18 protein-coding genes are annotated in these 21,651 nt (G+C 65.2%); 5 read left to right on the top strand and 13 right to left on the bottom strand.

The genetic code is table 11. The features are described 5' to 3' along the window. The first annotated feature begins 25 nt into the window (after window positions 1-25). Window positions 26-1,204, top strand: coding sequence for a VIT1/CCC1 transporter family protein (locus QRN45_RS17425; protein WP_241708234.1), 1,179 nt, complete (start codon window positions 26-28; stop codon window positions 1,202-1,204). 103 nt (window positions 1,205-1,307) lie between these two features. Then, complete coding sequence (locus QRN45_RS17420) at window positions 1,308-2,168, top strand: matrixin family metalloprotease (RefSeq protein ID WP_413542321.1); 861 nt, start codon at window positions 1,308-1,310, stop codon at window positions 2,166-2,168. Window positions 2,169-2,599: 431 nt separating this feature from the next. Here the strand turns inward: QRN45_RS17420 and QRN45_RS17415 are convergent, their stop codons facing one another. Both QRN45_RS17415 and QRN45_RS17410 read right to left on the bottom strand, forming a co-directional pair. Next, window positions 2,600-3,568, bottom strand: coding sequence for a polysaccharide deacetylase family protein (locus tag QRN45_RS17415; protein ID WP_241708233.1), 969 nt, complete (start codon window positions 3,566-3,568; stop codon window positions 2,600-2,602). 11 nt (window positions 3,569-3,579) lie between these two features. Next, complete coding sequence (locus QRN45_RS17410) at window positions 3,580-5,127, bottom strand: purine-cytosine permease family protein (protein ID WP_241708232.1); 1,548 nt, start codon at window positions 5,125-5,127, stop codon at window positions 3,580-3,582. Between the two features lie 108 nt (window positions 5,128-5,235). Between QRN45_RS17410 and QRN45_RS17405 the strand changes: the two genes are divergently transcribed. Next, window positions 5,236-6,735 (top strand): PucR family transcriptional regulator, encoded by a 1,500-nt coding sequence (locus tag QRN45_RS17405; RefSeq protein ID WP_241708231.1) that lies wholly within the window; start codon window positions 5,236-5,238, stop codon window positions 6,733-6,735. Window positions 6,736-6,746: 11 nt separating this feature from the next. Here QRN45_RS17405 and QRN45_RS17400 read toward each other — a convergent pair whose 3' ends face one another. The 8 genes from QRN45_RS17400 to glyA all read right to left on the bottom strand — a co-directional run bounded on the left by QRN45_RS17400 (window position 6,747) and on the right by glyA (window position 17,127). Then, window positions 6,747-8,057 carry an S-layer homology domain-containing protein gene (locus QRN45_RS17400; RefSeq protein ID WP_284764148.1) on the bottom strand — a complete coding sequence of 437 codons (1,311 nt, stop codon included), beginning with the start codon at window positions 8,055-8,057 and terminating at the stop codon, window positions 6,747-6,749. Window positions 8,058-8,358: 301 nt separating this feature from the next. After that, on the bottom strand, window positions 8,359-9,258 hold the full coding sequence (gene purU, locus QRN45_RS17395; protein WP_078106191.1) for a formyltetrahydrofolate deformylase: 900 nt from the start codon (window positions 9,256-9,258) through the stop codon (window positions 8,359-8,361). 2 nt (window positions 9,259-9,260) lie between these two features. Then, the gene (locus QRN45_RS17390; protein ID WP_241708229.1) at window positions 9,261-10,634 is read right to left on the bottom strand and encodes an L-serine ammonia-lyase; all 1,374 of its coding nucleotides are present in this window, start codon (window positions 10,632-10,634) and stop codon (window positions 9,261-9,263) included. Continuing rightward, a complete protein-coding gene (locus QRN45_RS17385) occupies window positions 10,634-11,269 on the bottom strand; it encodes a sarcosine oxidase subunit gamma (RefSeq protein ID WP_241708228.1) in 636 nt (211 codons plus the stop codon). Before QRN45_RS17385 ends, QRN45_RS17390 begins: the two co-directional genes overlap by 1 nt. Continuing rightward, complete coding sequence (locus tag QRN45_RS17380) at window positions 11,262-14,207, bottom strand: FAD-dependent oxidoreductase (protein ID WP_241708227.1); 2,946 nt, start codon at window positions 14,205-14,207, stop codon at window positions 11,262-11,264. The genes QRN45_RS17385 and QRN45_RS17380 overlap by 8 nt, the downstream gene beginning before the upstream one ends. Further along, window positions 14,204-14,533 (bottom strand): sarcosine oxidase subunit delta, encoded by a 330-nt coding sequence (locus tag QRN45_RS17375; RefSeq protein ID WP_372489641.1) that lies wholly within the window; start codon window positions 14,531-14,533, stop codon window positions 14,204-14,206. The genes QRN45_RS17380 and QRN45_RS17375 overlap by 4 nt, the downstream gene beginning before the upstream one ends. A 24-nt stretch (window positions 14,534-14,557) precedes the next feature. Then, entirely contained in the window at window positions 14,558-15,778 is a 1,221-nt protein-coding gene (locus tag QRN45_RS17370; RefSeq protein WP_078106196.1) for a sarcosine oxidase subunit beta family protein, read from the bottom strand. Next, entirely contained in the window at window positions 15,775-17,127 is a 1,353-nt protein-coding gene (gene glyA, locus QRN45_RS17365; RefSeq protein ID WP_284764170.1) for a serine hydroxymethyltransferase, read from the bottom strand. Before glyA ends, QRN45_RS17370 begins: the two co-directional genes overlap by 4 nt. Before the next feature lie 153 nt (window positions 17,128-17,280). Here glyA and QRN45_RS17360 point away from each other — a divergent pair, with 153 nt between their 5' ends. Next, a complete protein-coding gene (locus QRN45_RS17360) occupies window positions 17,281-17,952 on the top strand; it encodes a GntR family transcriptional regulator (protein WP_078106198.1) in 672 nt (223 codons plus the stop codon). Between the two features lie 286 nt (window positions 17,953-18,238). Here QRN45_RS17360 and QRN45_RS17355 read toward each other — a convergent pair whose 3' ends face one another. Then, complete coding sequence (locus tag QRN45_RS17355) at window positions 18,239-18,976, bottom strand: VOC family protein (RefSeq protein WP_284764147.1); 738 nt, start codon at window positions 18,974-18,976, stop codon at window positions 18,239-18,241. 111 nt (window positions 18,977-19,087) lie between these two features. On the opposite strand from QRN45_RS17355, the gene QRN45_RS17350 reads away from it, so the two are divergent. After that, complete coding sequence (locus QRN45_RS17350) at window positions 19,088-19,912, top strand: IclR family transcriptional regulator (protein ID WP_241708225.1); 825 nt, start codon at window positions 19,088-19,090, stop codon at window positions 19,910-19,912. A 30-nt stretch (window positions 19,913-19,942) separates the two neighbouring features. On the opposite strand, the gene QRN45_RS17345 is transcribed toward QRN45_RS17350, so the two are convergent. Further along, window positions 19,943-20,551: an MBL fold metallo-hydrolase gene (locus QRN45_RS17345; RefSeq protein WP_241708224.1), complete on the bottom strand. Its 609-nt coding sequence runs from the start codon at window positions 20,549-20,551 to the stop codon at window positions 19,943-19,945. Then, window positions 20,548-21,636: an S-(hydroxymethyl)mycothiol dehydrogenase gene (locus QRN45_RS17340; RefSeq protein WP_284764146.1), complete on the bottom strand. Its 1,089-nt coding sequence runs from the start codon at window positions 21,634-21,636 to the stop codon at window positions 20,548-20,550. Before QRN45_RS17340 ends, QRN45_RS17345 begins: the two co-directional genes overlap by 4 nt. Window positions 21,637-21,651: the final 15 nt, after the last annotated feature.

The following is a 21,651-nucleotide window of genomic DNA, read 5'->3' as shown; positions in this document are numbered from 1 at the left end:
CCGCCCCAGCAACCCAGGAGTCCCGGTGCACCCCCGCACAAAACCCTCGCATTCAGACAACTCGCATCCAGACAATCCGCAGGACTCAAGCAGTCCCTCCCAAGACGCAGCAGCCCCCAAGACTCCCCCGTCGTCGTCGGACATCAAGCGCTGGCGGCAGTACTTGGCCGACGAACGTGCCGAAGCCGCCGTGTACCGCCAACTGGCTCAGCGACGCGACGGCGAGGAGCGCGATATCCTTTTGGCCCTCGCAGAGGCCGAGGGCCGCCATGAGGCACACTGGCTCAAGCTCCTCGGCCAACACGCCGGCATGCCGAAGGCGGCCTCCGTTCGGAGCCAAATGCTCGGCTTCCTGGCCCGGAATTTCGGATCGGTGTTCGTGCTGGCCCTCGCCCAACGGGCTGAAGGACGCTCGCCGTACGCGAAGGATCCGGCAGCAACCCGCGCCATGGCGGCTGACGAACAGATCCACGAAGAAGTAGTCCGCGGCCTGGCGACCCGCGGCCGCAACAGGTTGTCCGGTACCTTCCGCGCTGCCGTCTTCGGCGCCAACGATGGCCTGGTCAGCAACCTTTCCCTCGTGATGGGCATGGCGGCCACCGGAGTTCCCGCAACCGTGGTCCTGTTCAGCGGCATCGCCGGACTGCTGGCGGGCGCACTGTCCATGGGAGCGGGCGAGTATGTCTCTGTCCGCTCCCAGCTCGAGCTCCTCAAGGCCACCCGCCCCACCCAGGCCACGCTGACCGCAGCCCCGGCCCTGGACATCGAGCACAATGAGCTGGTGCTGGTGTACCTAGCCAGGGGCATGTCCCGCGAATCCGCCGAACACCGGGCCGCCGAGCGCATGGGCCTCTACAGCTGCGACTGCGATCCAAGCCTTTCGCTCCACCCCGAAGTGGAAGAAACCGTCAATGAGCACGAGGCCGTTGGCTCCGCATGGGGCGCCGCGATCTCGAGCTTCTGCTTCTTCGCTTCGGGCGCCATCGTGCCCATCCTGCCGTTCATCTTCGGCATGACGGGCTTCTCGGCACTTGCCGTGGCCGGTACGCTGGTGGGCATCGCGCTTCTGTCGACGGGCGCCGTCGTCGGCTTGCTGTCCGGAACCTCGCCGCTGACCCGTGGTCTCCGGCAGCTCGCCATCGGACTCGGTGCGGCTGCGGCCACGTATGGGCTGGGCCTCGTCTTCGGCGCTGTCATCGGTTAGCAGCGCCGGCCCGCCGGGGCGGCGGGATCAAGGATTTGGGGGAGACTTGCATTCAAACTACGGGTACGACGGCGGCCCGCGGCCCAAGCGCGCCAGTACCGCGCTGGCGCTGTTCCGAAACTTGATGGTGGTGGCGGCGGTTGCTGCCGTGGCCGTGCTTGTCAGTGGCTTCCTTCGCGGCGATCCCGGCTTCACAGGGCTCCTTCCCAAGCTGGCTCCTTCTGTCCAGGCCACGGCAAGCAGCCCCGGGCCGGCGGCCTCCGGGCAGGGGCCACAAAAAGCCGCCCGGGCGCCGGATACCCCGCCCCCTGGCCTGGAAGAAGCCGGGCACCCGCTCGGCTCCCCTGCAAAACCTGCCGTGGCCAGCAGTTCCTACAAGTTTCTGGCCACCAACGCCGACGGCACGCCCGTGGGTTACTCCCCGTGCCGGCCATTGCACTATGTGGTCAACGCAGCCCTTGCCCCGGCGGGATCCGAGGGGCTCATCGCCGACGCGATCGCCAAGATCGCTGCCGCCACGGGCCTGACTTTCGTTGACGACGGCACCAGCAAGGAAATCCCCTCCGAGAAGCGCAAGCCATACCAGCCCGCGCTCTACGGAGATCGTTGGGCTCCCCTGCTGATTTCCTGGACCACTCCCGAGGCGGCTCCGGCGTTGACTGGATCCGTCATCGGCACCGGCGGCAGCACCATGTACAGCTTCGGCACGGGACCCAAGAGCTACGTCACGGGAAGCCTCGACCTGGACGCCCCGCAAATCACGGAACTACTTGATGTCCCCGGCGGCGCCCATTACGTCTCCGCGGTGATCCAACACGAACTGGGCCATGTGGTGGGGCTTGACCACGTCGATGATCCAATCCAGCTCATGTACCCGGAGATCGGCGCCCCGGATGGCCTAGCGGCCGGAGACCTGAACGGACTCTACAAACTCCACACCGCCCCGTGCCGGACGGACTTGTGACCCCGGCCCACCCTTGCGGGACATGCCCCCTGTTCAGCCTCAGCAGTGGACATAGCACTACTATGTCCACTGCTCGAGGCCAGCGCTGAGCATGCTCAACGGACTCTCGGCATTATGCCCACTGCTCGAAGCCAAGGCTGCGCATGCCCAACGGACTCTCGGCATTATGCCCACTGCTTGTGGCCACGGCTGCGCATGCTCCAGGTGTCCAATGCTCCCACCCAAGGCTGAGCCTGCTCCGGACCTGAGCCGCGGGCGACATGCTCACCCTTCAGAGCCGCCCCCTCGCGGGACATGCCCCCTGTTCAGCTCGAGCAGTGGACATGGAACTGCTATGTCCACTGTTCGAAGCAAAGGCGGAGCATGCTCAACAGCCTCCAGAGGTTATGTCCACTGTTCGAGGCCAAGGCAGAGCATGCTCAACAGCTGAGCTATCTCGGGATGGCTTCCAGCAGCCGCGCGGGCTTGAAGCTGGCTCCTGCGCCCGGGTATGAGGGCACCTCAATGCGGGCGTGGCGGTGGATCTCGTTGACGGTGGTCTTGGTGTGTTCAGCGATCCGTTCCAAAGTGGTCACCCACATCCCGTCCATGGCCTTGACCCGTTCGATCAGCTGCTCCAAAGCAACGGCTTTGGATGGTCGACCGGAGATGAACGGGTGGTTGGTCAGGACGAAGCAACTGCCTTGGGCGTGGTGGGCTTCGGCTTCCAGGGTCCACATTTCGAGTACCTTGGCCGGGCTCTCGATGACTCCGCTTCCGGTCACTCCCGGGTAGAACGCGTACTGTTCCCAATCGTCCAAAGCCCAGTCCACCGGGATCTCCACGATGTCCCGTGAATCAGTGTCCCGCGAGTCACCCGAGTCCGTGGCAACCGCCATGCGGTAGGGCGCATCGCCGTCGAGCAGGCTTGAATCGTAGAGGAACCCACGGTCCGCGAGGAGCGCCGGCGAATGCCAGTTCAGTTCCCACCACGGCGCCCTGTAGCCGACCGGCCTGACCCCGGCTACCTTCGCGAGGGCTTCGAGCCCGCGGTCCAGGTAGTTGGCCTCGGTGGCGGCGTCGATTCCCTGCATCGGTTCGTGAAGGTAGCCGTGGTGGGCCACTTCATGGCCGCCGTCGACGATCCGCCGCACCACGTCCGGGTAGCTTTCCGCAGTGAACCCCGGGATGAAAAAGGTTCCCTGGATCTCTTGGCGCTCGAGGATCTTCAAGAGTCGCGGAACGGCGACCCTCGGACCGTAGGACTGGTGGCTCATGAGGGACATGCGCCGGGTGCTCGTGGGGTCGTGCGCTATGGTGCAGGATTCGGCGTCGACATCGAACGTGAACGATGCCGCGGCCTTGAAGTTATCCGGCCAAGCGATCGGGTGTGCCCCGTCAGGAAAAGCATTGGTGGTCATCGGGCGTCCTTTCAGTCGTTGACCAGATTGGCGACGGCGTCTTCCGCAAGGGGCTGCGCCGACCCATCGGCGGAAGGCACTGCGGCAGCGGGAGAAACTGCGGCTTCGGATGGCAGCGGAAGGTACCGGGCATGAACCCGTGGGCCGAGAGCGCCGTAGACAGCCGCGGCGACAAGTCCGCCTGCCAGCCAGGACAAGTCGATCCCGCCCATGGCGGTGGCGATCGGGCCCTGCATGATCGGCAAGACGCCGTACATGAACAGCCACGTGGCAAAGATGCCCACCAGAAGCGCGGTGATCCCGGCCCAGTTGAATGCCGGGAGCCGCCGGGTACCCACGGGGTCGAAGAGCCGGTCGACACCCACGGGGCTGCGCTTGTCCACCCAGAAGTAGTGCACCAGCATGATCCCTCCCCATGCGGCCACCCACGCCACGAGCCCGCCGAGCCAGGTGCTCAGGGTCGAGGCAAAGTCCGACTGCAGGATGAAGAATACGACGCCGACCAGGGCCAGGAGCCCGACGAAGACGTTCAAGGAACGGCGCTTGGCCTTGATGTCCAGTGCCTGGGCAGCCACCGAAAAGGTGTAGATGTTCAGGATGTTCGTCGCGATGGGACCGTGCAGTACCAAGAAGAGCACCGGGATCGCCAGGACGCCGAAGTTGTCGACGATGAGGTGGCCGGGATCGGCCGTGCCGCTCTTCGTTGCCAGGCTGGCGCCCAGGATGCCGAGCCACACCACGGGCAGGAATTGGCCGAAGACGGAGGCCAGGTAGACCTTGTGCCTGGGGACGGACTTGCTGACGAAGCGTGAATAGTCCGCCGCGTAGGTGAACCAGGTGATCCCCCAGCCGATGCCGATCACTGTCATCACGGTAGTCATGGCCGCGATGCGTGCGCCGCCTTCAAGGACAGCACCGGGAGGGCCTGCGTAGCCCCAATCGATGTTCATGCCGAACCACGCCACGGCGGACATGGCGATCAGCACCACGATGGTGGGCGGGACGGTCCACTTCTCGAAAGCCGCAATGGCTTTGTAGCCGAACCAGGCGATAGTGACCTGGGCGGACATGATCAGGAAGGCCACCAGGATCTTGGGTCCCACGTTGGGCTGCTCCGGATCGACCATGCCGAGCTTGCCGAGGAGTGCCATCACCAGGTCCAGGATGATCCAGGTGTTGACGGCGCACCAACCGATTCCCAGGAGGGCTTGGATGGCGCTCGGGAGGTAGTTGCCGCGGCGGCCGAAGACTGCCCGGGCAAGGACCATGCCGGTGGCACCGGTCCGCTGCCCCAAGAGGACAAAGAGACCGAAGAGCGCCATGCCGATCAGGTTTCCCACCACCAGGACGGTGACGGTGTCGGCAAAGCCCAGTCCAAGCTGGACGCCGAGGGCCCCGAGGACCCAGTTGATCGGGGCAAGGTTTGCGCCTGCCCAGATCCAGAATTGGCCCGCTACGCTGCGGGTACGCGCTGATTCGGGGATGGACTGCAGGTTCTGCTCGACGTCGGTCTGCGCCGTTGCAGCCCCAGGCGTCGCAGTGGATAAGTTCTCGTGCATTGGGGGATCCTCCGTGTAGGAAAGGGACTCCTTCAATGTATGTGCCCCAGATCACAGCAACAAGATACGATGTGTACGATAGATTCCGAAAATTAGTTACGGAGTGTCATGTCCCTGCTTCTTGCCGACGCCTTCGAACACGAGAGCCTGAAGGCGGCTGAACCGGTCCTGAGGACGGATGTGCCCGATGCCCTGTCCCGGCAGCTCCGCTGGGTCCATTCGAGCGAAGTGCTGGACATCGCTCCCCTGCTGCGGGGCGGGGAGCTGCTCCTGAGCGGCGGGCAGGCCCTCGCCACTGCCTCGGACGAGCGTCGCGTGGACTATGTCCGCCAACTCGCCGCCCGCGGCATCGCCGCTCTGGCCATCGAGACGGGTCCCGAGCTGCCCGCTATTCCGGACTCAATGCTCGACGCCGGCCAGGCGACCGGGCTGCCCATCATCGAGTTGTGCAAGGTGGCCCCGTTCGTCGGGATCATGCAAGCCATCAACTCGCTGCTGGTCAGCGAATCGGTCGCGCAATTGCAGTTCGGCGATGAAACGAGCCATGCCATGGCGGCGGAACTGGCACACGGAGGCGGACTGGATCAGCTCCTCGCCGTGCTGGCCGGCCGGACAGGTGCCGGCGCGAGGCTCGTCTCGCCGTCGGGCATCACTTTGGGAAGCGCGACGGCGGCCGCGCAGCCCGAATCCGGGATCGTCACCACTGTCGATGTGCCCGTCCGCGGCGTGCTGGCCGCCCGCCTGGAGTTGGAAGTGCCCGACGACGGCGACGCCAACCTCGCGCGGGTAGCGGGCGAACGCTGCGTCGACATCCTCGGCTTGGCCCTGCTGCAACGGATGCCGCCCGGACTCAGGGAACTTGCCGGCATCGAGCTCATGCGGGCCATCAGTTCGGGAACCCAGTCATGGCGACTGCAGCAGCTGGGGCCGGCCTCGGGGTTTCCGGCCAGCGGCTCGGCAGCCGCCGTCGTGGTGCGTTCCTCAGCGGCGGGTCAGCTTCGGACCCAGCTCGACGCCATCCTGCAGCACGCGGTTCCGCAAAGCGCGAGCTATGCGGACAATGCCGAATTGATCGCCCTGGCCGCACTCCCCCACGCCACGGCCGTGGCCGCGCGCATCGCGCTGCTCCACGCGCTTGAGGCCTTGGAGGTCCCCGACGGCTCGATCATCGCGGTGGGTCCGCTGGCGCAGGGAATCGGCGAGGCATCCTGGTCGCTGGCAGAGGCGCGCCGGACGCTTGAGCTCATCCCGGTCGCGGGAACCGGCCCGGGATCCGGAGCCGCGAACGGCGTTGTCGACGCCGAGGACTTCGCGGTCGAGCGTTTGGCGGAAGGAAGCCTCGACGCGGCAACCCGCGAGGGATTCGTGCGGCGGCAGCTCGGCGCCGTCGTCGAGCACGACGAGCAGCGGCGTTCGGAGCTGGTTCGGACCCTGGCGGTATGGCTGGATACGGGATGCAACACGGCCCAGGCCGCACGTGAACTGCACCTGGAAAGGCAATCGATGCACCACCGGCTCCAACGGATTTTCGAGCTGTGCGGCGGCGACCCGCGGGGAACCGGCCGGCTGGCCGCCCTTCACTTGGCAACCCGCCTGGCCCGGCTCTAGTCCGCTTACTCCTACTGGGTTCCCAGGTACCACGCTGTCTGCCAGCGGTAAAGGAACGCGGCCATGGCATCACGGTTGACCGCACTCAACGGCCGGAACGTGCCGTCGCCGTAACCTGTGCTGACCTTGGCCGCGGCGAGCCAGGTGATCTCCTTGTAGAAGGACGAGAGGGGGGTGATGTCACTGAACGGCGACGTCGCCGGGGCATTCCAGCTGGGCGCTCCGCTGAACCGGTAGAGGAAGGCCGCCATGGCATCCCGGCTGATGTTGTCACCAGGGTGGAAGCTTCGTTGGCCGTTTTTGGAGTCCACCCACCCTGTGGTGATGCCGTAGTTCGCCAGCCAGGTCACTTCCTTGTAGAAGGGTGAATTGGGTGTCATGTCCACGAATGGCGAGTTTGCGGGCGGAGTCCAGAAAGGCGAGCCGGCCTGACGGTAGAGGAAGGCCGCCATGGCGTCCCGGTGAACGGCGAGGGTCGCCCCGTAGCTTCCGTCGCCGTAGCCCGTGGTGATGCCTTGGCTCGCGAGCCACTGGATCTCGCGGTAGAACCCGCTGTTGAGGGGGGCGTCGGAGAAACGCTGGGTGCATTGCGGAGACCCCAAAGCAACCCGGGCCAGGGCGTACCGCGCAGCATCGATCGCGCCATCTGCGACGCCCATGACGAAATATTCCGGGTGCGTGGAACACACCTGGGGAATGGAGCCAGTAGGCACCGTCGCGATCGCCTTGCTTCCGTCGGCGCTGTAGTTCACCTGGGCATTAATACTGGTTCCGGGAGAGCCTGACTTCCAGAAGTACCCGTAAGGGAAGGCGTTCGTCCAGGTCTTGTCCGGGCCCGAGGTGAAATACCCCGGCACGCTGCGGAAAATCAGCTTGTCCGTATAGGAAGCCAGCGAGGTGGTGGAGTCCTTCTGGATGAAGAAGGTCAGCGGCAGGGCCTGCGGGAGGCCAAGGTCCATCGAAACGGTCGATGACCCTGCCGGCCCTCCGGCCGTCAGGCCGCTCTGGACGAAAATCTCGCCGTTTCCCGGCGCGATGGGCGTCCCCAGGACCGCTACGACAAACCCGGAATAGGCCTGGGCCGGGACCGAGGTGTTGGCACAGTTCCCCGTGGCGTCATGACAATACTGCATGGACCCCGGTGTCAGGCCCGCCAAGCCCTGCGGGATCGGGATAGACACGTGGAGGGTTGAGGAATCGGCCACGGCGGTGCCGGAAAGAAGCGGCGTTGCCGTGTTGTCCTCAGTGTTGTACACCCGGTACTGGAGTGTGCTGTTCACGCTCTTGCCGAGCACAGCGGAAACGTCCGGCGGGAGTTTCATGTCAAGGCTCGTCGCCGACGACGGAATCTGCACCGGCGGGTTATTGGCATAGATCTGCGCCCACGCAGGCGTTGGATCGATGGTGATGACTGGATCAACGGCATGGGCAGGGACAGCTGCTCCTGCGACTGCTGTGACGGCAAAAAAGCAAGCGGCTATTATGCCGCCTTGTCGACGGACCACGAATGTACGCGCCTTTCAAAATGGCGAGTACCTCGCCCCCCAATGTTTTGCCGGCTGACCGGCAAGTGCAACCATATGCGAGGAAGGCCCGGCCCGCAACGGGTCGGGCCGCCACGCCTTACTTCAGCACCACCGTCCTGTTTCCCTGCAGGATCACCCGGCCTTCGCAATGCCAGCGAACGGCGTTACTGAGTGCTTTGCACTCGGTATCGCGACCTGCCGCCACCAGGTCATCCGGACCAAAAGTGTGGTCCACTTCCACCACTTGCTGGGCGATGATCGGCCCCTCGTCCAACTCGCCGTTGACGTAGTGCGCGGTGGCACCCACGGTCTTGACGCCTCGCGCGTAGGCCTGGTGGTACGGCTTGGCACCTTTGAAGCTGGGCAGGAACGAATGGTGGATGTTGATGGCACGTCCGTCCAGCTTCCGCGCGAGATCGTCGCTGAGGACCTGCATGTAGCGGGCCAGGACCACCAGTTCGACGTCCAGACGGTCGATGAGGTCCAGGAGTTGTCCCTCGGCCGCCGCCTTGGTGTCCGCCGTAACGGGCACATGGAAGAAGGGGATGCCGTGCCACTCGACCGTACGCCTGTGGTCCGGATGGTTGGAGACTACCCCGACAATCTCGACGGGCAGTTCCCCGGTCCGGGCCCGGAACAGAAGGTCATTAAGGCAATGCTCGAACTTCGAAACCATGATCAGCACCCGCCGCTTGGCCCCTTGGCGTTGCAGTTCCCAGCGCATGCCGAACTTCTCGGCAACGGGCGCGAAGGCTTCCCGCAGCGAGTCGATCGTCGACTCGTCGCCTTCCGATGCGAAGTGGACCCGCATGAAGAAGTGGCGATCCAGCTGGGAGTCGAATTGCTTGTTCTCGATGATGTCGCAGCCGTGTTCCAGGAGGAAGCCGGAGACGGCATGCACGATTCCCCGGGTCTCCGGGCAGTCGAGCGTCAGGACATGCTCAACGGTGGTAGCCGGCAGCGCCGAAGTAACGGGTTCATTCTGTGTGACAGTCATGGCTAGCACTCCACTACGTTGACGGCGAGGCCTCCGCGGGAGGTCTCCTTGTACTTGCTTTTCATGTCCGCTCCTGTCTCTCGCATGGTTTTGATGGCTTTATCAAGGGACACTTTGTGGCTGCCGTCGCCGTGCAGGGCTAGGCGGGCGGCGTTGATGGCCTTCACGCTGGCGATGGCGTTGCGTTCGATGCACGGGATCTGCACCAGCCCGCCGACGGGATCGCAGGTGAGGCCGAGGTTGTGTTCGATGCCCACTTCAGCGGCGTTCTCCACTTGCTCGGGAGTGCCTCCGAGGACCTCGCACAAACCGGCGGCGGCCATCGAACAGGCGGAGCCCACTTCACCCTGGCAACCGACTTCGGCACCGGAAATGGACGCGTTGATCTTGAACAGGATCCCGACGGCAGCCGCCGCGAGCAGGAAGCGGACCACGCCGTCGTCGTCGGCTCCCTGCACGAATTTCGTGTAGTAGTGCAGCACCGCCGGCACAATGCCGGCTGCCCCGTTCGTGGGTGCCGTGACGATGCGGCCGCCTGCGGCGTTTTCTTCGTTCACGGCCAGCGCGAACAGGTTGACCCATTCCATGGCCCGGAGCGGGTCGCTCACGGCGGTGTCCGCAGTGAGGGTCTTGAACAACGACGGCGCCCGCCGCTTCACGTTCAAGCCTCCCGGCAGGATCCCTTCCGCGGCGCAGCCGTTGTCCACGCATTCGCGCATGACGGCCCAGATCTGCAGCAGCCGCTCGCGTAGTTCGGCTTCGCTGCGCCACACGAGCTCGTTGGCGAGCATGACATCGGAAATGGACATGTCCTCCCGTGCACAGATAGCCAGGAGCTCGTCCGCGGTAGTGAAGGGGTGGGGCAACTCAGTGCTGTCGGCGACCACTTTGTCGCTTCCCGAGGCGTCGCCGTCCACGACGAAGCCGCCCCCAATTGAATAGAAGCTTCGTTCGCGAAGCACTTCCCCGGCGTGGTCGAGTGCCCGGAACGTCATGCCGTTGGGGTGGGCAGGGAGGGACTTGCGTCGGTGCAGGACCACGTCTTCGTCCCAATTGAAGTCCACGCGGTGATGTCCGGCTATCCGCAATTCGGCGTCGAGGGCGGCCGCGGCAACCTGGTCGTCGGCAGTAGACGTGTCTACGGTTTCCGGCGATTGGCCCTGCAGTCCCAGCACTACGGCCTTATCGGAGCCGTGGCCGCGGCCGGTGGCGCCCAGCGAGCCGAAAAGCTCTGCCTGGACGCGCACCGTTGCCGCGAGTTGCCCGGAGGATTCCAGGCCATCGGTGAACCGCTTTGCCGCCCGCATCGGGCCGACCGTGTGCGAAGACGACGGCCCGATGCCAATGGAAAACAGGTCAAGCACACTCAGTGCCATCAGGGGACCTCGGGAGAGGCGAATTCCCTCATGCCATCGAGCAGCCAGCGGCCCAGGAAGTCGGCGAAGGAAGCCCGTGGGAAGATCCGGAAACTGGTCTCGCCGGTCTTCAACAGCATCGCGGGGATGTTGCCGATTTCCGTGGCCAGGGCCGTCCCGGTGCGGAAAGCCCGGGGATGCAAGTCCAGCGAGCACCCCTTTTCAAGGACGTCCCGGGCACGGACTCCGGAGAGTTCGAAGGTGGTGCGGTTGGCGGACAAGTCCACCACTTGGCCCGGGTCCTCGCCGAGTGCCTCCACTAGTGCCCTGACAAGGTCTCCGCCCAGGGAATCGTGGGCCGATTCCGGTGCGACCACCAGGAATTCGTCCGGCCCAAGCCACAAAGTAGTGGCCCTTTCGTTCCCGCTGATCTCCCCGCAGGCGGCCGGCAAGCCGCCGGTCACGGACGCGAGCCGGGCTCCGGCGTCGGACTCCCTGGCAACCCGGACCCCCACCATGGTCTGGAACGGGATCTCCTTCAAAGCGACGGTTCCGGAAACGGAGCCGGTTTCGAAGCTCGGAGCGAGGTGCGACGCCGGGCTACGGCGGGCCGCACGGAGCGCCTCGGGGTTTACGGGGGTTGCTGTTTCAGCCATCTTTACGGGTCCCTTCAGCGTCGAAAAGTACGGTTTCTCCCACAACGACATCCAGCAACTGGTCGCCGACAGAGGCCGCGAGGGTCTCGCCGATCCGGTTGCGGCCGTTGGTGATCAATGCCAGGCCGAAGGACCGGCCCAAAGCGGCACTGTGGTAGCTCGAGGTCACGAAGCCCTGCATCGGCACCGGGCCGTATGCCGGGTTGACCGGAATTCCCTTTTCCACGAGCTGGGTGCCTTCCGGGAGACGGAACGAACCGTCCGCCGGGAGGACGCTGACCAAGTGCTTGCGGTCGGTGCGGACCGCGTCCTCGCGGCTGTACGAACGTTTGCCGATGAAGTCCTTGGCCTTGGAGACGATCCATTCCATCCCGGCATCCTGCGGGGTGACAGTGCCATCGGTGTCCTGCCCGACGATCGGGTAGCCCTTCTCGGCACGCAGCACGTGCATGGTCTCGGTGCCGTAGGGGGTGATGTTGAACTCGGCACCTGCGGCGGCGACGGATTCCCAGGTGTCGAGCCCGTACCAGGACGGAACGTTGATTTCGTAAGCCAACTCGCCGGAGAAGGAAATCCGGCAAATCCGTGCCTGGACTCCCGAGGCCAGCGTGGTCTCGCGGAACGTCATGAACGGGAACGCTTCGGCGTCCAACCCGCCGTCGGCCGCCAGTTGCGGGGCGACCTTGGCGATCACCGCACGGGATTTGGGCCCGACGACGGCAATCGTCGTCCACTGTTCAGTCACCGATGTGCACACCACGTCGAGCTCCGGCCACTCGGTCTGGTGCCACTCCTCGAGCCAGTCGAGGACCTTGGCGGCACCGCCGGTGGTGGTGGTCATGAAGTAGCGGCCCTCGTCGAGGCGCAGGGTCACGCCGTCGTCGAAGATCATGCCGTCCGGGGTGCACATGACCCCGTAGCGGGCGGAACCGGGGGCAAGCTTCTTGAACGCGTTGGTGTAGATGCGGTTCAGGAATTCACCGGCCTCCTTGCCGCGGATCTCGATCTTGCCGAGGGTGGTGGCGTCCATGAAGCCCACGGATTCGCGGACTGCGGCGCATTCGCGGAGCACGGCGGCGTCCATGTCTTCGCCCGCTTGCGGGTAGTACCACGGGCGCTTCCACTGGCCGACGTCCTCGAAGAGCGCTCCCTGGGCAACATGCCAGGGGTGGATGGAGGTGACGCGGGCGGGATCGAACAGCTCGCCGCGCTGGCGTCCCGCCAAGGCCGCGAAGGCGACCGGCGTGAACGGTGCCCGGTAGGTCGTGGTTCCGATGTCACCGATGCCGCGGGATGCTTCGCCGGCCTGCTTGAGTGCCGCGGCGATCACGCCGATGGCGTTGACGCCGGACGTCTTGCCTTGGTCGTTGGCGGTGCTGATGGAGGTGTACCGCTTGATGTGTTCCACCGAGCGCATGCCGGCCCCGGTGGAACGGAGCACGTCGGCCACAGACTGGTCGCGCTGGAAGTCGACGAAGTGGTGGTGCCACTCCCCCGCGTTTCCGCTCTGCCCCGGCACCAGCCACAACTGGCGGGTGGGGGCGGAGGCAACCGGCGCCTTGATCTCGGCGGGCATCGTCTCGGAGCTGAACCCCGCGGCGATGGCGGCCGCGGCGCCCGCGGATACGCCTTCGCCCAGGCAGTCCGCGAGCCCGTAGCTTCCGCGTCCGGCGCCGATCACGTGTTGGTCCTTGACGACGGAGCTCGGCACGAAGCCGGCCAGGTCATCGTCCCAACGCACCTTGCCCTGGCGCTGGCTGTGGAGGTGGACTACGGGACTCCAGCCACCGGAAACCGCCAGCAGATCGCAAGCGAGCCGTTCGACGCCCGAGGTGACTTCGCCGTCGTCGTTGAGGCTGCGGATGGTGACGCCGTCGATCCGGCCGTCCTCCGCCGCGGCGGAGGTATCTGCGACGGCGCTGCCGACGAGGACGCGGATGCCGCTCTCGACGGCGGCCGCGGCCTTGTCGCTGAGCTTCGGCCGGGCGTCGACGACGGCGGCAACCTTGACGCCAGCGGCGAGCAGATCCGCAGCAAGCAAGTAGGCCGAATCGTTGGTGGTGCCTATGACGACCCGCCGCCCGGCGGCGACTGCGTAGCGGTTGAGGTAGCTGCGGACCGCCGAGGCCAGCATGATGCCGGGCCGGTCGTTGTTCTCGAAGACGAGCGGACGCTCGTGCGCGCCGGGGGCCAGGACCACCTGCTTGGCACGGATGTGCCAAATACGCTGCCGGGAGACGCCGTCCGCGGCCGGGCTGCCGAGGTGGTCCGTACGGTTCTGTGCCGCGATCACATAGTTCGCGTCATAGGAGCCGAACGCCGTGGTGCGGTTGAGGACGGTGCATTCGGCGGCGGAAACGAGTTCGGCCTCGACGTCGGCGATCCATTCCAGGGCCTGCTTGCCTTCGATCACCTCGGCGAGTTCCGGGGCGGTGGAGCCGGAAAGCTGCGAGCCGCCGAGTTCGGGCTGGTCATCGATCAGGATGACCCGGGCGCCGGTCCGGACCGCTTCGCGGGCCGCCGCGAGGCCGGAAACGCCGCCGCCGACCACCAGGACGTCGGTGTGGACGTATTTCTTGTCGTACTCGGCGCGGTCCTCGTTGGGATCGAGCTTGCCGAGGCCGTTAAGGAACTCAACGTTGAGCCCGTCCACGAGGGAGACGGTGGTCGCGGGAAGCATCGACTCGGCGACATGGCCCGGGAAGCGGGCAGCCACCTTGACCAAGGCGTTGGATTCTTCCACGCCGGCGGACATGATGCCCCGGGCCCGGTCCTCGTAGAGCGAGTTGCCTGCGTTGATGCGGCCGTTGGCCAGCAGTGCGGAGGCAACGGTGTCTCCCGGGTGGCCGGTGAATTCCTGGCCATCCACGGTAAAACGCCAGGAGATGCTGCGGTCGATGCGGCCGCCGGTGGCGAGGCGGGCGTTCTGCGGGGTCACTTCGTTGCTCCTTCCGGAGTGGTGGCGGCTGGGTTGTTCACGACGGGGCGTTCCAGGTCAGGGCGCGGTTCGCCCATTCTGTAGATCGCCTGGATGTCGTAACTGACGGTGTCGCGGAGCATGTTGAACCATTGGCGGCAACCGGTGCTGTGCACCCAGCGTTCTGCGAAAGCGCCTTTCGTGTTGTCGCGGTAGAACAAATACTCGGCCCACTGGCGGTCGGTCAGAGCGTCCGGGTTTTCCGGATAGGCGACGTGGGCCTGGCCGCCGTAGTGGAATTCTGTTTCGTCTCGTGGCCCGCAATTGGGGCAGCTGATAAGCAGCATGGTTGGTCTCCTAAAGGGCTGCGGCTAGTGGGCGACGGCGGCGGCGCCGTGTTCGTCGATCAGGGCACCGGTCTCGAAGCGCTCCAGCGAAAAAGGCTTGTTGAGCTCGTGCGGGGTACCCGTGGCGATGGTGTGGGCGAAGGTCAGGCCGGCAGCCGGAGTGCCCTTGAAGCCACCGGTTCCCCAGCCGCAATTGACGAACATGTTCTCCACCGGCGAGAGTCCGACGATCGGCGAGGCGTCCATGGTGGTATCCACGATTCCACCCCAGGTCCGGAGCACGTGGGCCCGGGCGAAGATGGGGAAGAGTTCGACGGCGGCAGCCATCTGGTGCTCGATCACATGGAAGGAGCCGCGCTGGCCGTAGCCGTTGTAGGAGTCGACGCCGGCGCCCATGACCAGTTCGCCCTTGTGTGCCTGGGAAACATAGACATGCACGTGGTTGGACATGACCACTGTGGGGTGGACGGGTTCGTGCAGCTCCGACACCAACGCCTGGAGGGGGTGGGATTGGATCGGGAGGCGGAACCCGGCCATTTCGGCGAGGACGGAACTGTGGCCGGCCGCGGCGAGTCCAACCTTTTCGGTGTGGATGGTTCCCTGGTTGGTCTTGACCCCCACCACGCGGTTGCCATCCTTCAGGAAGCCCGTTACTTCGCAGTTCTGGATGATGTCCACGCCGAGCTCGTCGCACTTGCGGGCGAAGGCCCAGGCGACGTGGTCGTGCTTCGCGATGCCCGCCCGGGGCTGGTACGTGGCGCCCATCACCGGATAGCGGATGTTGTCGCTGATGTTCAGGATGGGGCAGAGTTCCTTGACTTGCTGCGGGTCCAGCCATTCGGCGTCGACCCCGTTGAGCTTGTTCGCACCGACACGGCGGACGCTTTCGCGGACGTCGCCCAAGGTGTGGGCGAGGTTCATGACGCCGCGCTGGCTGAAGAGGAAATCGTACTCAAGTTCCTCGGGCAGGATCTCCCAGAGCTTGAGGGCGTGCTCGTAGATGGCGGCGCTCTCGTCCCACAGGTAATTGGAACGGATGATGGTGGTGTTGCGGGCCATGTTGCCGCCGGCCAGCCAGCCCTTCTCCAGGACGGCGATGTTGGTCATGCCGTGGTTCTTGGCCAGGAAGTACGCGGTGGCGAGGCCGTGGCCGCCACCGCCCACGATCACTGCGTCGTAGGAAGCCTTGGGCTCCGGGTTGCGCCACAGGAAATCCGGGTGTTCGGGAAGTTGGTCTGCGCTCACTGGGCTGCTCCAATCATTTCTGCCTCACGTTCGGTGGCAGCGGCGTCGTTGCTGCCGGTCCGGGAAAAGTGGGGGTATAGCGGGAATTGTTCGGCGAGCGCGGTCACCCTCGCGCGGAGTTCGACGGCGGTGTGGTCACCCAGGGTGCCGCTTGTTGCGGCGGTGATCAGCGCCGTCGCGATGATGTCCGCGACCTCGGCGAATTCCTTGGCGCCGAAGCCGCGGGCGGCGAGTGCCGGGGTGCCGATCCGGAGGCCCGAGGAAACCATCGGCGGCCGGGGGTCGAACGGGACGGCGTTGCGGTTCACGGTGATGCCGATGCGGTGCAAGGTGTCCTCGGCCTGCTGGCCGTCCAGTTCCGAGTGGCGCAGGTCAACCAGGACGAGGTGGACGTCGGTGCCTCCGTTGACCACCGAGATCCCTGCCGCGGCGACGTCGTCCTTCAGGAGCCGTTCGGCAAGGAGCTTGGCGCCTTCCAATACCCGCACCTGGCGTTCCTGGAACTCGGGCTCGGCCGCCATCTTGAACGCGACAGCCTTGGCCGCGATCACGTGTTCCAGCGGACCGCCCTGCTGGCCGGGGAAAACTGCGCTGTTGATCTTGCGTGCGTATTGTTCCTTCGACAGGATCACTCCGCCGCGGGGACCGCCGAGGGTCTTGTGGGTGGTGGTGGTCACGACGTCGGCATACGGCACGGGATTGGGGTGCAGTCCGGCCGCGACGAGTCCGGCAAAGTGGGCCATGTCCACCATGAGGTAGGCGCCCACGAGGTCGGCGATTCGGCGGAATTCCGCGAAATCCAAGTGGCGCGAGTACGCCGACCAGCCGGCAACGATCAGCTTGGGGCGGTGTTCCAGGGCCAGGGCTTCCACTTCCGCCATATCCACCCGGAGATCGGATTCGCTGACGTGGTACGGGATGACGTTGTACAGCTTGCCCGAGAAGTTGATACGCATGCCGTGGGTCAGGTGGCCGCCGTGTGCGAGATCCAGGCCCATGATGGTGTCCCCCGGCTCGAGGAGCGCGAACATGGCTGCGGCATTGGCCTGGGCGCCGGAGTGCGGCTGGACATTTGCGGCTTCGGCGCCGAAGAGGGCCTTGACGCGGTCGATAGCCAGTTGCTCGATGACGTCCACGTGCTCGCAGCCACCGTAATAGCGCTTGCCCGGGTAGCCTTCCGCGTACTTGTTGGTCAGGACCGAGCCCTGTGCCTGCATGACGGCTGCAGGGGCGAAGTTTTCGGAGGCGATCATTTCCAGCGTGGATTGCTGGCGGATGAGTTCCTGGGCGATCGCCTGTTCAACCTCCGGGTCCGCCAGGGCGAGCGGGCGGATCAGCGGTTCAACCATCATGTTCTCCTTTTGAGATACTTATATTTACTGACTAATCAGCAACTGATATATTAGAACTGTTGCCATAGTATGTTGGAGATCACACAACCGTCAACAGCCCGGCAGCAACTGATCCGCCAGACTTGGAATTGTGACAACGGGAGAGGACACATGAGCACTGCACTGGAGGCACTGGACACAGGCACGCAAGGAACGTCCTTGGCGGAAAACGCCTACCTGCTCCTGCGCGACCGGCTCATCATGCTGGACATCAAACCCGGAGACCCCATCAACGACGGTCAGATTGCAGCCGAACTCGGCATCGGACGGACCCCGGTGCGCGAGGCCATCAAGCGGCTCGAAAGCGACCACCTCGTGGTGTCGTATCCCCGCCGCGGAACCTTCGCCACGGGCGTCGACATCACCCAACTCGCCGACGTCTCCGAAATCCGGGAGCTGCTTGAGCCCCTGGCCTCACGGCGGGCCGCCCGCATGGCCAGCCCTAAGCTGCGGGAAGAACTGCGCGAGGTCGCCGCAGCCATCAGCGGCTTGGAAGCACACGACGCCGGCCAGCAGGAACTCATGCGCTACGACATCCAGGTGCACCGGCTCATCTACAAGGCCGCGGCCAATCCGCACCTCGAGGACGTGCTGATCCGGTACGACAACCTCGCAACCCGCATTTGGTGCCACATGCTGGACAAGATGCCATCCGTGACTGGCCACGTCGCGGAACACGCCGAGTTGCTCACCGCCATCGCCGACGGCGACGAGGAGCGGGCGGCGGCGCTCGCCTTGCATCACGTGGTGAGTTTCGAACAGACGATCCGCAAGGTGCTCTAGGCCCGCGGGAAACCGCTGCCGCTAGCCGTTCCTCTTCCAGTGTTTGGGCCACTTCACGTTCAGCAGCAGCAAGCCCAGCAGAAGTCCATCAACCGTCATTACTCCGGCCATGAAGTAAGCCCAACCGATGATCATGGCTGGCTCGCCATCACTCGGTGGCCCGAGGTGCGGGGGTGCATCAGAACTCGCATACCAATCTCCTGACCCGGATCCCCCCAGTCACTCGATAGTCCATCAAGTGTGGCACGGCGGGGCCCAAGAAGGAACGGCTTAGGCGATCGCGGCGTCAGCCGGGGGTGAGGACGCAGAACTCGTTGCCCTCCGTGTCGGCGAGGCACACCCATGGCACATCGCCTTGGCCGACGTCGGCGTCCGTGGCGCCCAGTTCCCGCAGCCGGGCCACCTCTGCCGCTTGATCATCGCCCCGGTACGGCCTCAGGTCGAGATGGACACGGCCGGACACGGCATCCGCGGCGGCTGTCCGGACGAACTCCAGGTACGGCCCGACACCCTTCGCCGAGCGCAGCCTCGCAAAATCGTCGGTCACTTCGTGCAGAGTCCAGTCCATCGCGCCGTTCCAGAACCGGGCCATGGCCCGCGGATCCGCGCAATTGACCACCACTGCGGCGATCGGCCCGGTGTCCCCGTAGATCGGCCGAGGCTCCAGCACACAGAACAGGTTGCCCTCCGGGTCGGCCAGGACCGTCCAAGGCACATCGCCCTGACCGATGTCTGCGGGGGTCGCACCTAGCTTCACCAGCCGCGCCACCAGCTCCGACTGATGGGTCGCAGAGGTGGTGGCGAGATCGAGGTGCGCGCGGTACCTTACATTTTCGGGGTCCGGGACGGTGACGACATCGACGCACACGGCTGTGGGGTCCGGCCCGGCGAAGCCCACTGGTTCAACATTGCTCACGCCGGGTCCTTCGCTGGAAACTTCCCAGCCGAGGGCCTCCGCCCAAAACCGCCCGAGGACCGCGTCATCGCGTGCCTTGAAATTCACCTGAACAAGTCGCAGTGCCATATCGACCGATCCTATAACCGCTATCCAAGATGACCGGCACGGCTGGCAACATCCCAGGACACGCAGCCAGGAGAGGCTGCCCATTTGACCGCGTTTGAGACGATGAACCACATGGACGCTGATGCAAGCATTGCCAACGACCCCGATACCGATCCCGCCGCCGGGCAGCACGCAGGTGTGCAGTCCGTGGACCGGGCCATCACTGTGCTTGAGATCATCGCCCGCAACGGAGATGCCGGCGTGAGTGAGATCGCGGAGGAAATGGGCGTCCACAAGTCGACGGCGTCGCGACTGCTGAGCGCCCTGGACGCCCGTGGCATGGTCCAGCAGAATCACGAGCGCGGAAAATACCAACTCGGTTTCAACATCCTGCGTTTGGCCAGCGCCATTCCGGCCCGCCTCAGCTTGGTCAGGGAGGCCCGGGAAGATCTCGAAGCCCTGGCGGAGAAGTTCGCTGAGACTGCCAACCTGGCCGTGCTGCGGTCGAATTTCGCGGTCAATGTGGACCAGGCCATTGGCCCCAACACGCTTGGCACCCAGGACTGGATCGGCGGGCTCACCCCGCTCCACGCCACGTCCAGCGGCAAGGTCATGCTTGCCGCCCTGCCCCCTGCCACCCGTGACCGAGTTCTCAGGGAAGCCGGCCAGGCGCGATACACGCCACAGACCATCACAGACCGCGACGCGCTGGAGCAGCAAATGCCGGTCATTGCGGAGGCCGGATACGCCGCCACGTATGAAGAACTCGAGCGCGGACTCAACGCCGTCGCCGTTCCGATCCGCAACCACAGCGGCACCGTGATCGGAGCCATCAGCCTTTCCGGCCCGGCTTTCCGTTTCGAGCCGGAAAAAATACCCGGCCTGCTCGATGCGCTCAAGCAGGCCGGGTATTCAATCAGCGTCAAGATGGGTTACACCGCAGCCAGCGGCGCGTAGAAACCGCCGAACCCGGCGATCCCGCGCCGCCTAAGCGAGGTTTTCCTTCTCCGCTTTGACGGTGGTGTCCCCGCCATGGCCGGTCCGGACCACGGTTTCCGCCGGAAGCGTCAGGAGGCGCTCCCTGATCGAGGCCAGGATGGTCGGGTGGTCGCTGTGGGACCTGCCGGTGGCTCCCGGGCCGCCGTTGAAGAGGGTGTCGCCCGTGAAGACGGTGCCTTCGCTTTCCAGGTAGAAGCACGTGGAACCCGGCGAATGGCCCGGTGTGTGGATGGCTTGCAGGGCCGTGCCCGCCACCTCGAAGACGTCACCGTCCGCAATGTGACGGTCCGGGCCGGCGTCCGGATACACCTGCTCCCACAGAACCATGTCCGCGGGGTGCAGATGGATCGGGGCGTTCACGGCGTTCGCCACGTCGAGCGCCGCTCCGATGTGGTCGTTGTGCGCATGGGTGAGCAGGATGGCCCGCACCTTCCGGCCACGGACCTGGTCGATGATTGCCGACGCATCGTGCGGACAGTCGATGATGACGCATTCATCGTCGTTGCCGACGATCCAAACGTTGTTGTCCACGTCCCATGTGCCGCCGTCGAGCGAAAACGTGCCCGAGGTGACGAGGTTTTCGATGGTGACGCTCATGCGATTTCCACGACCGAGCGGAGCACTTTGCCTTCGTGCATCTTGGCGAACGCTTCTTCCACCTGGTCGATGGTGATCCGTTCGGACACGAACGCGTCCAGGTCGAGGTTGCCTTGCTTGTAGTGCGCCACGAGCATCGGGAAATCGCGGGACGGCAGGCAGTCCCCGTACCAGGAGGACTTCAGCGAACCGCCGCGGCCAAAGACATCAAGCAGGGGCAGTTCGAGCAACATGCCCGGCGTCGGGACGCCGACCAGTACCACGCGGCCGGCAAGGTCGCGCGCGTAGAAGGCCTGCTTGTAGGTCTCCGGGCGTCCGACGGCGTCGATCACCACGTCGGCACCGTTCCCGCCGGTCAGCGCCCGGATAGCCTCGATGGGGTCTTCCTGGCTGGAGTTGACACCGTGCGTGGCTCCCAGGGACTTAGCCATCTCGATTTTGTTGGCGTCGATGTCCACGGCGATGATCGTCGTGGCGCCGGCGAGCCTTGCCCCGGCGATGGCAGCGATGCCGACGCCGCCGCAGCCGATGACGGCCACGGACTCGCCCCGCTTGACCTCCCCGGTGTTGATGGCGGCGCCGATTCCTGCCATCACACCGCAGCCGAGCAGCCCGACGGCGGCGGGATCGACGTCGTCGTCCACTTTGGTGCACTGCCCGGCGGCCACGAGGGTCTTCTCTGCGAAGGCGCCGATCCCCAAGGCCGGTGTAAGTTCAGTGCCGTCCTCCAGGGTCATCTTCTGGGTGGCATTGTGCGTGTTGAAGCAGTACTGCGGCTGGCCCTTGGCGCAGGCCCGGCATTCCCCGCACACGGCACGCCAGTTCAGAATCACGCGGTCCCCCGGCGCTACTTCGGTGACGTCCGGCCCTACGGCGCTGACTACACCCGTGGCCTCGTGGCCGAGCAGGATGGGGAAATCATCGGTAATGCCGCCCTGCTTGTAGTGCAGGTCGGTGTGGCACACGCCGCAGGTGAGGATGTCCACCAGCGCTTCGCCCGGACCGGGCTCCGGCACCAGGATGGTCTCCAGGGAGACCGGAGCGTTCTTTTCCTTGGCGATGACCGCCCTTACTTTGTAAACCATTGGCTGTGTTCCTTT

The organism is Arthrobacter sp. efr-133-R2A-63 (genome assembly GCF_030209795.1).
In the GTDB taxonomy this organism is placed as follows: Bacteria; Actinomycetota; Actinomycetes; order Actinomycetales; family Micrococcaceae; genus Arthrobacter; species Arthrobacter bambusae_A.
This window is presented reverse-complemented; position numbering and strand designations above follow the sequence as displayed.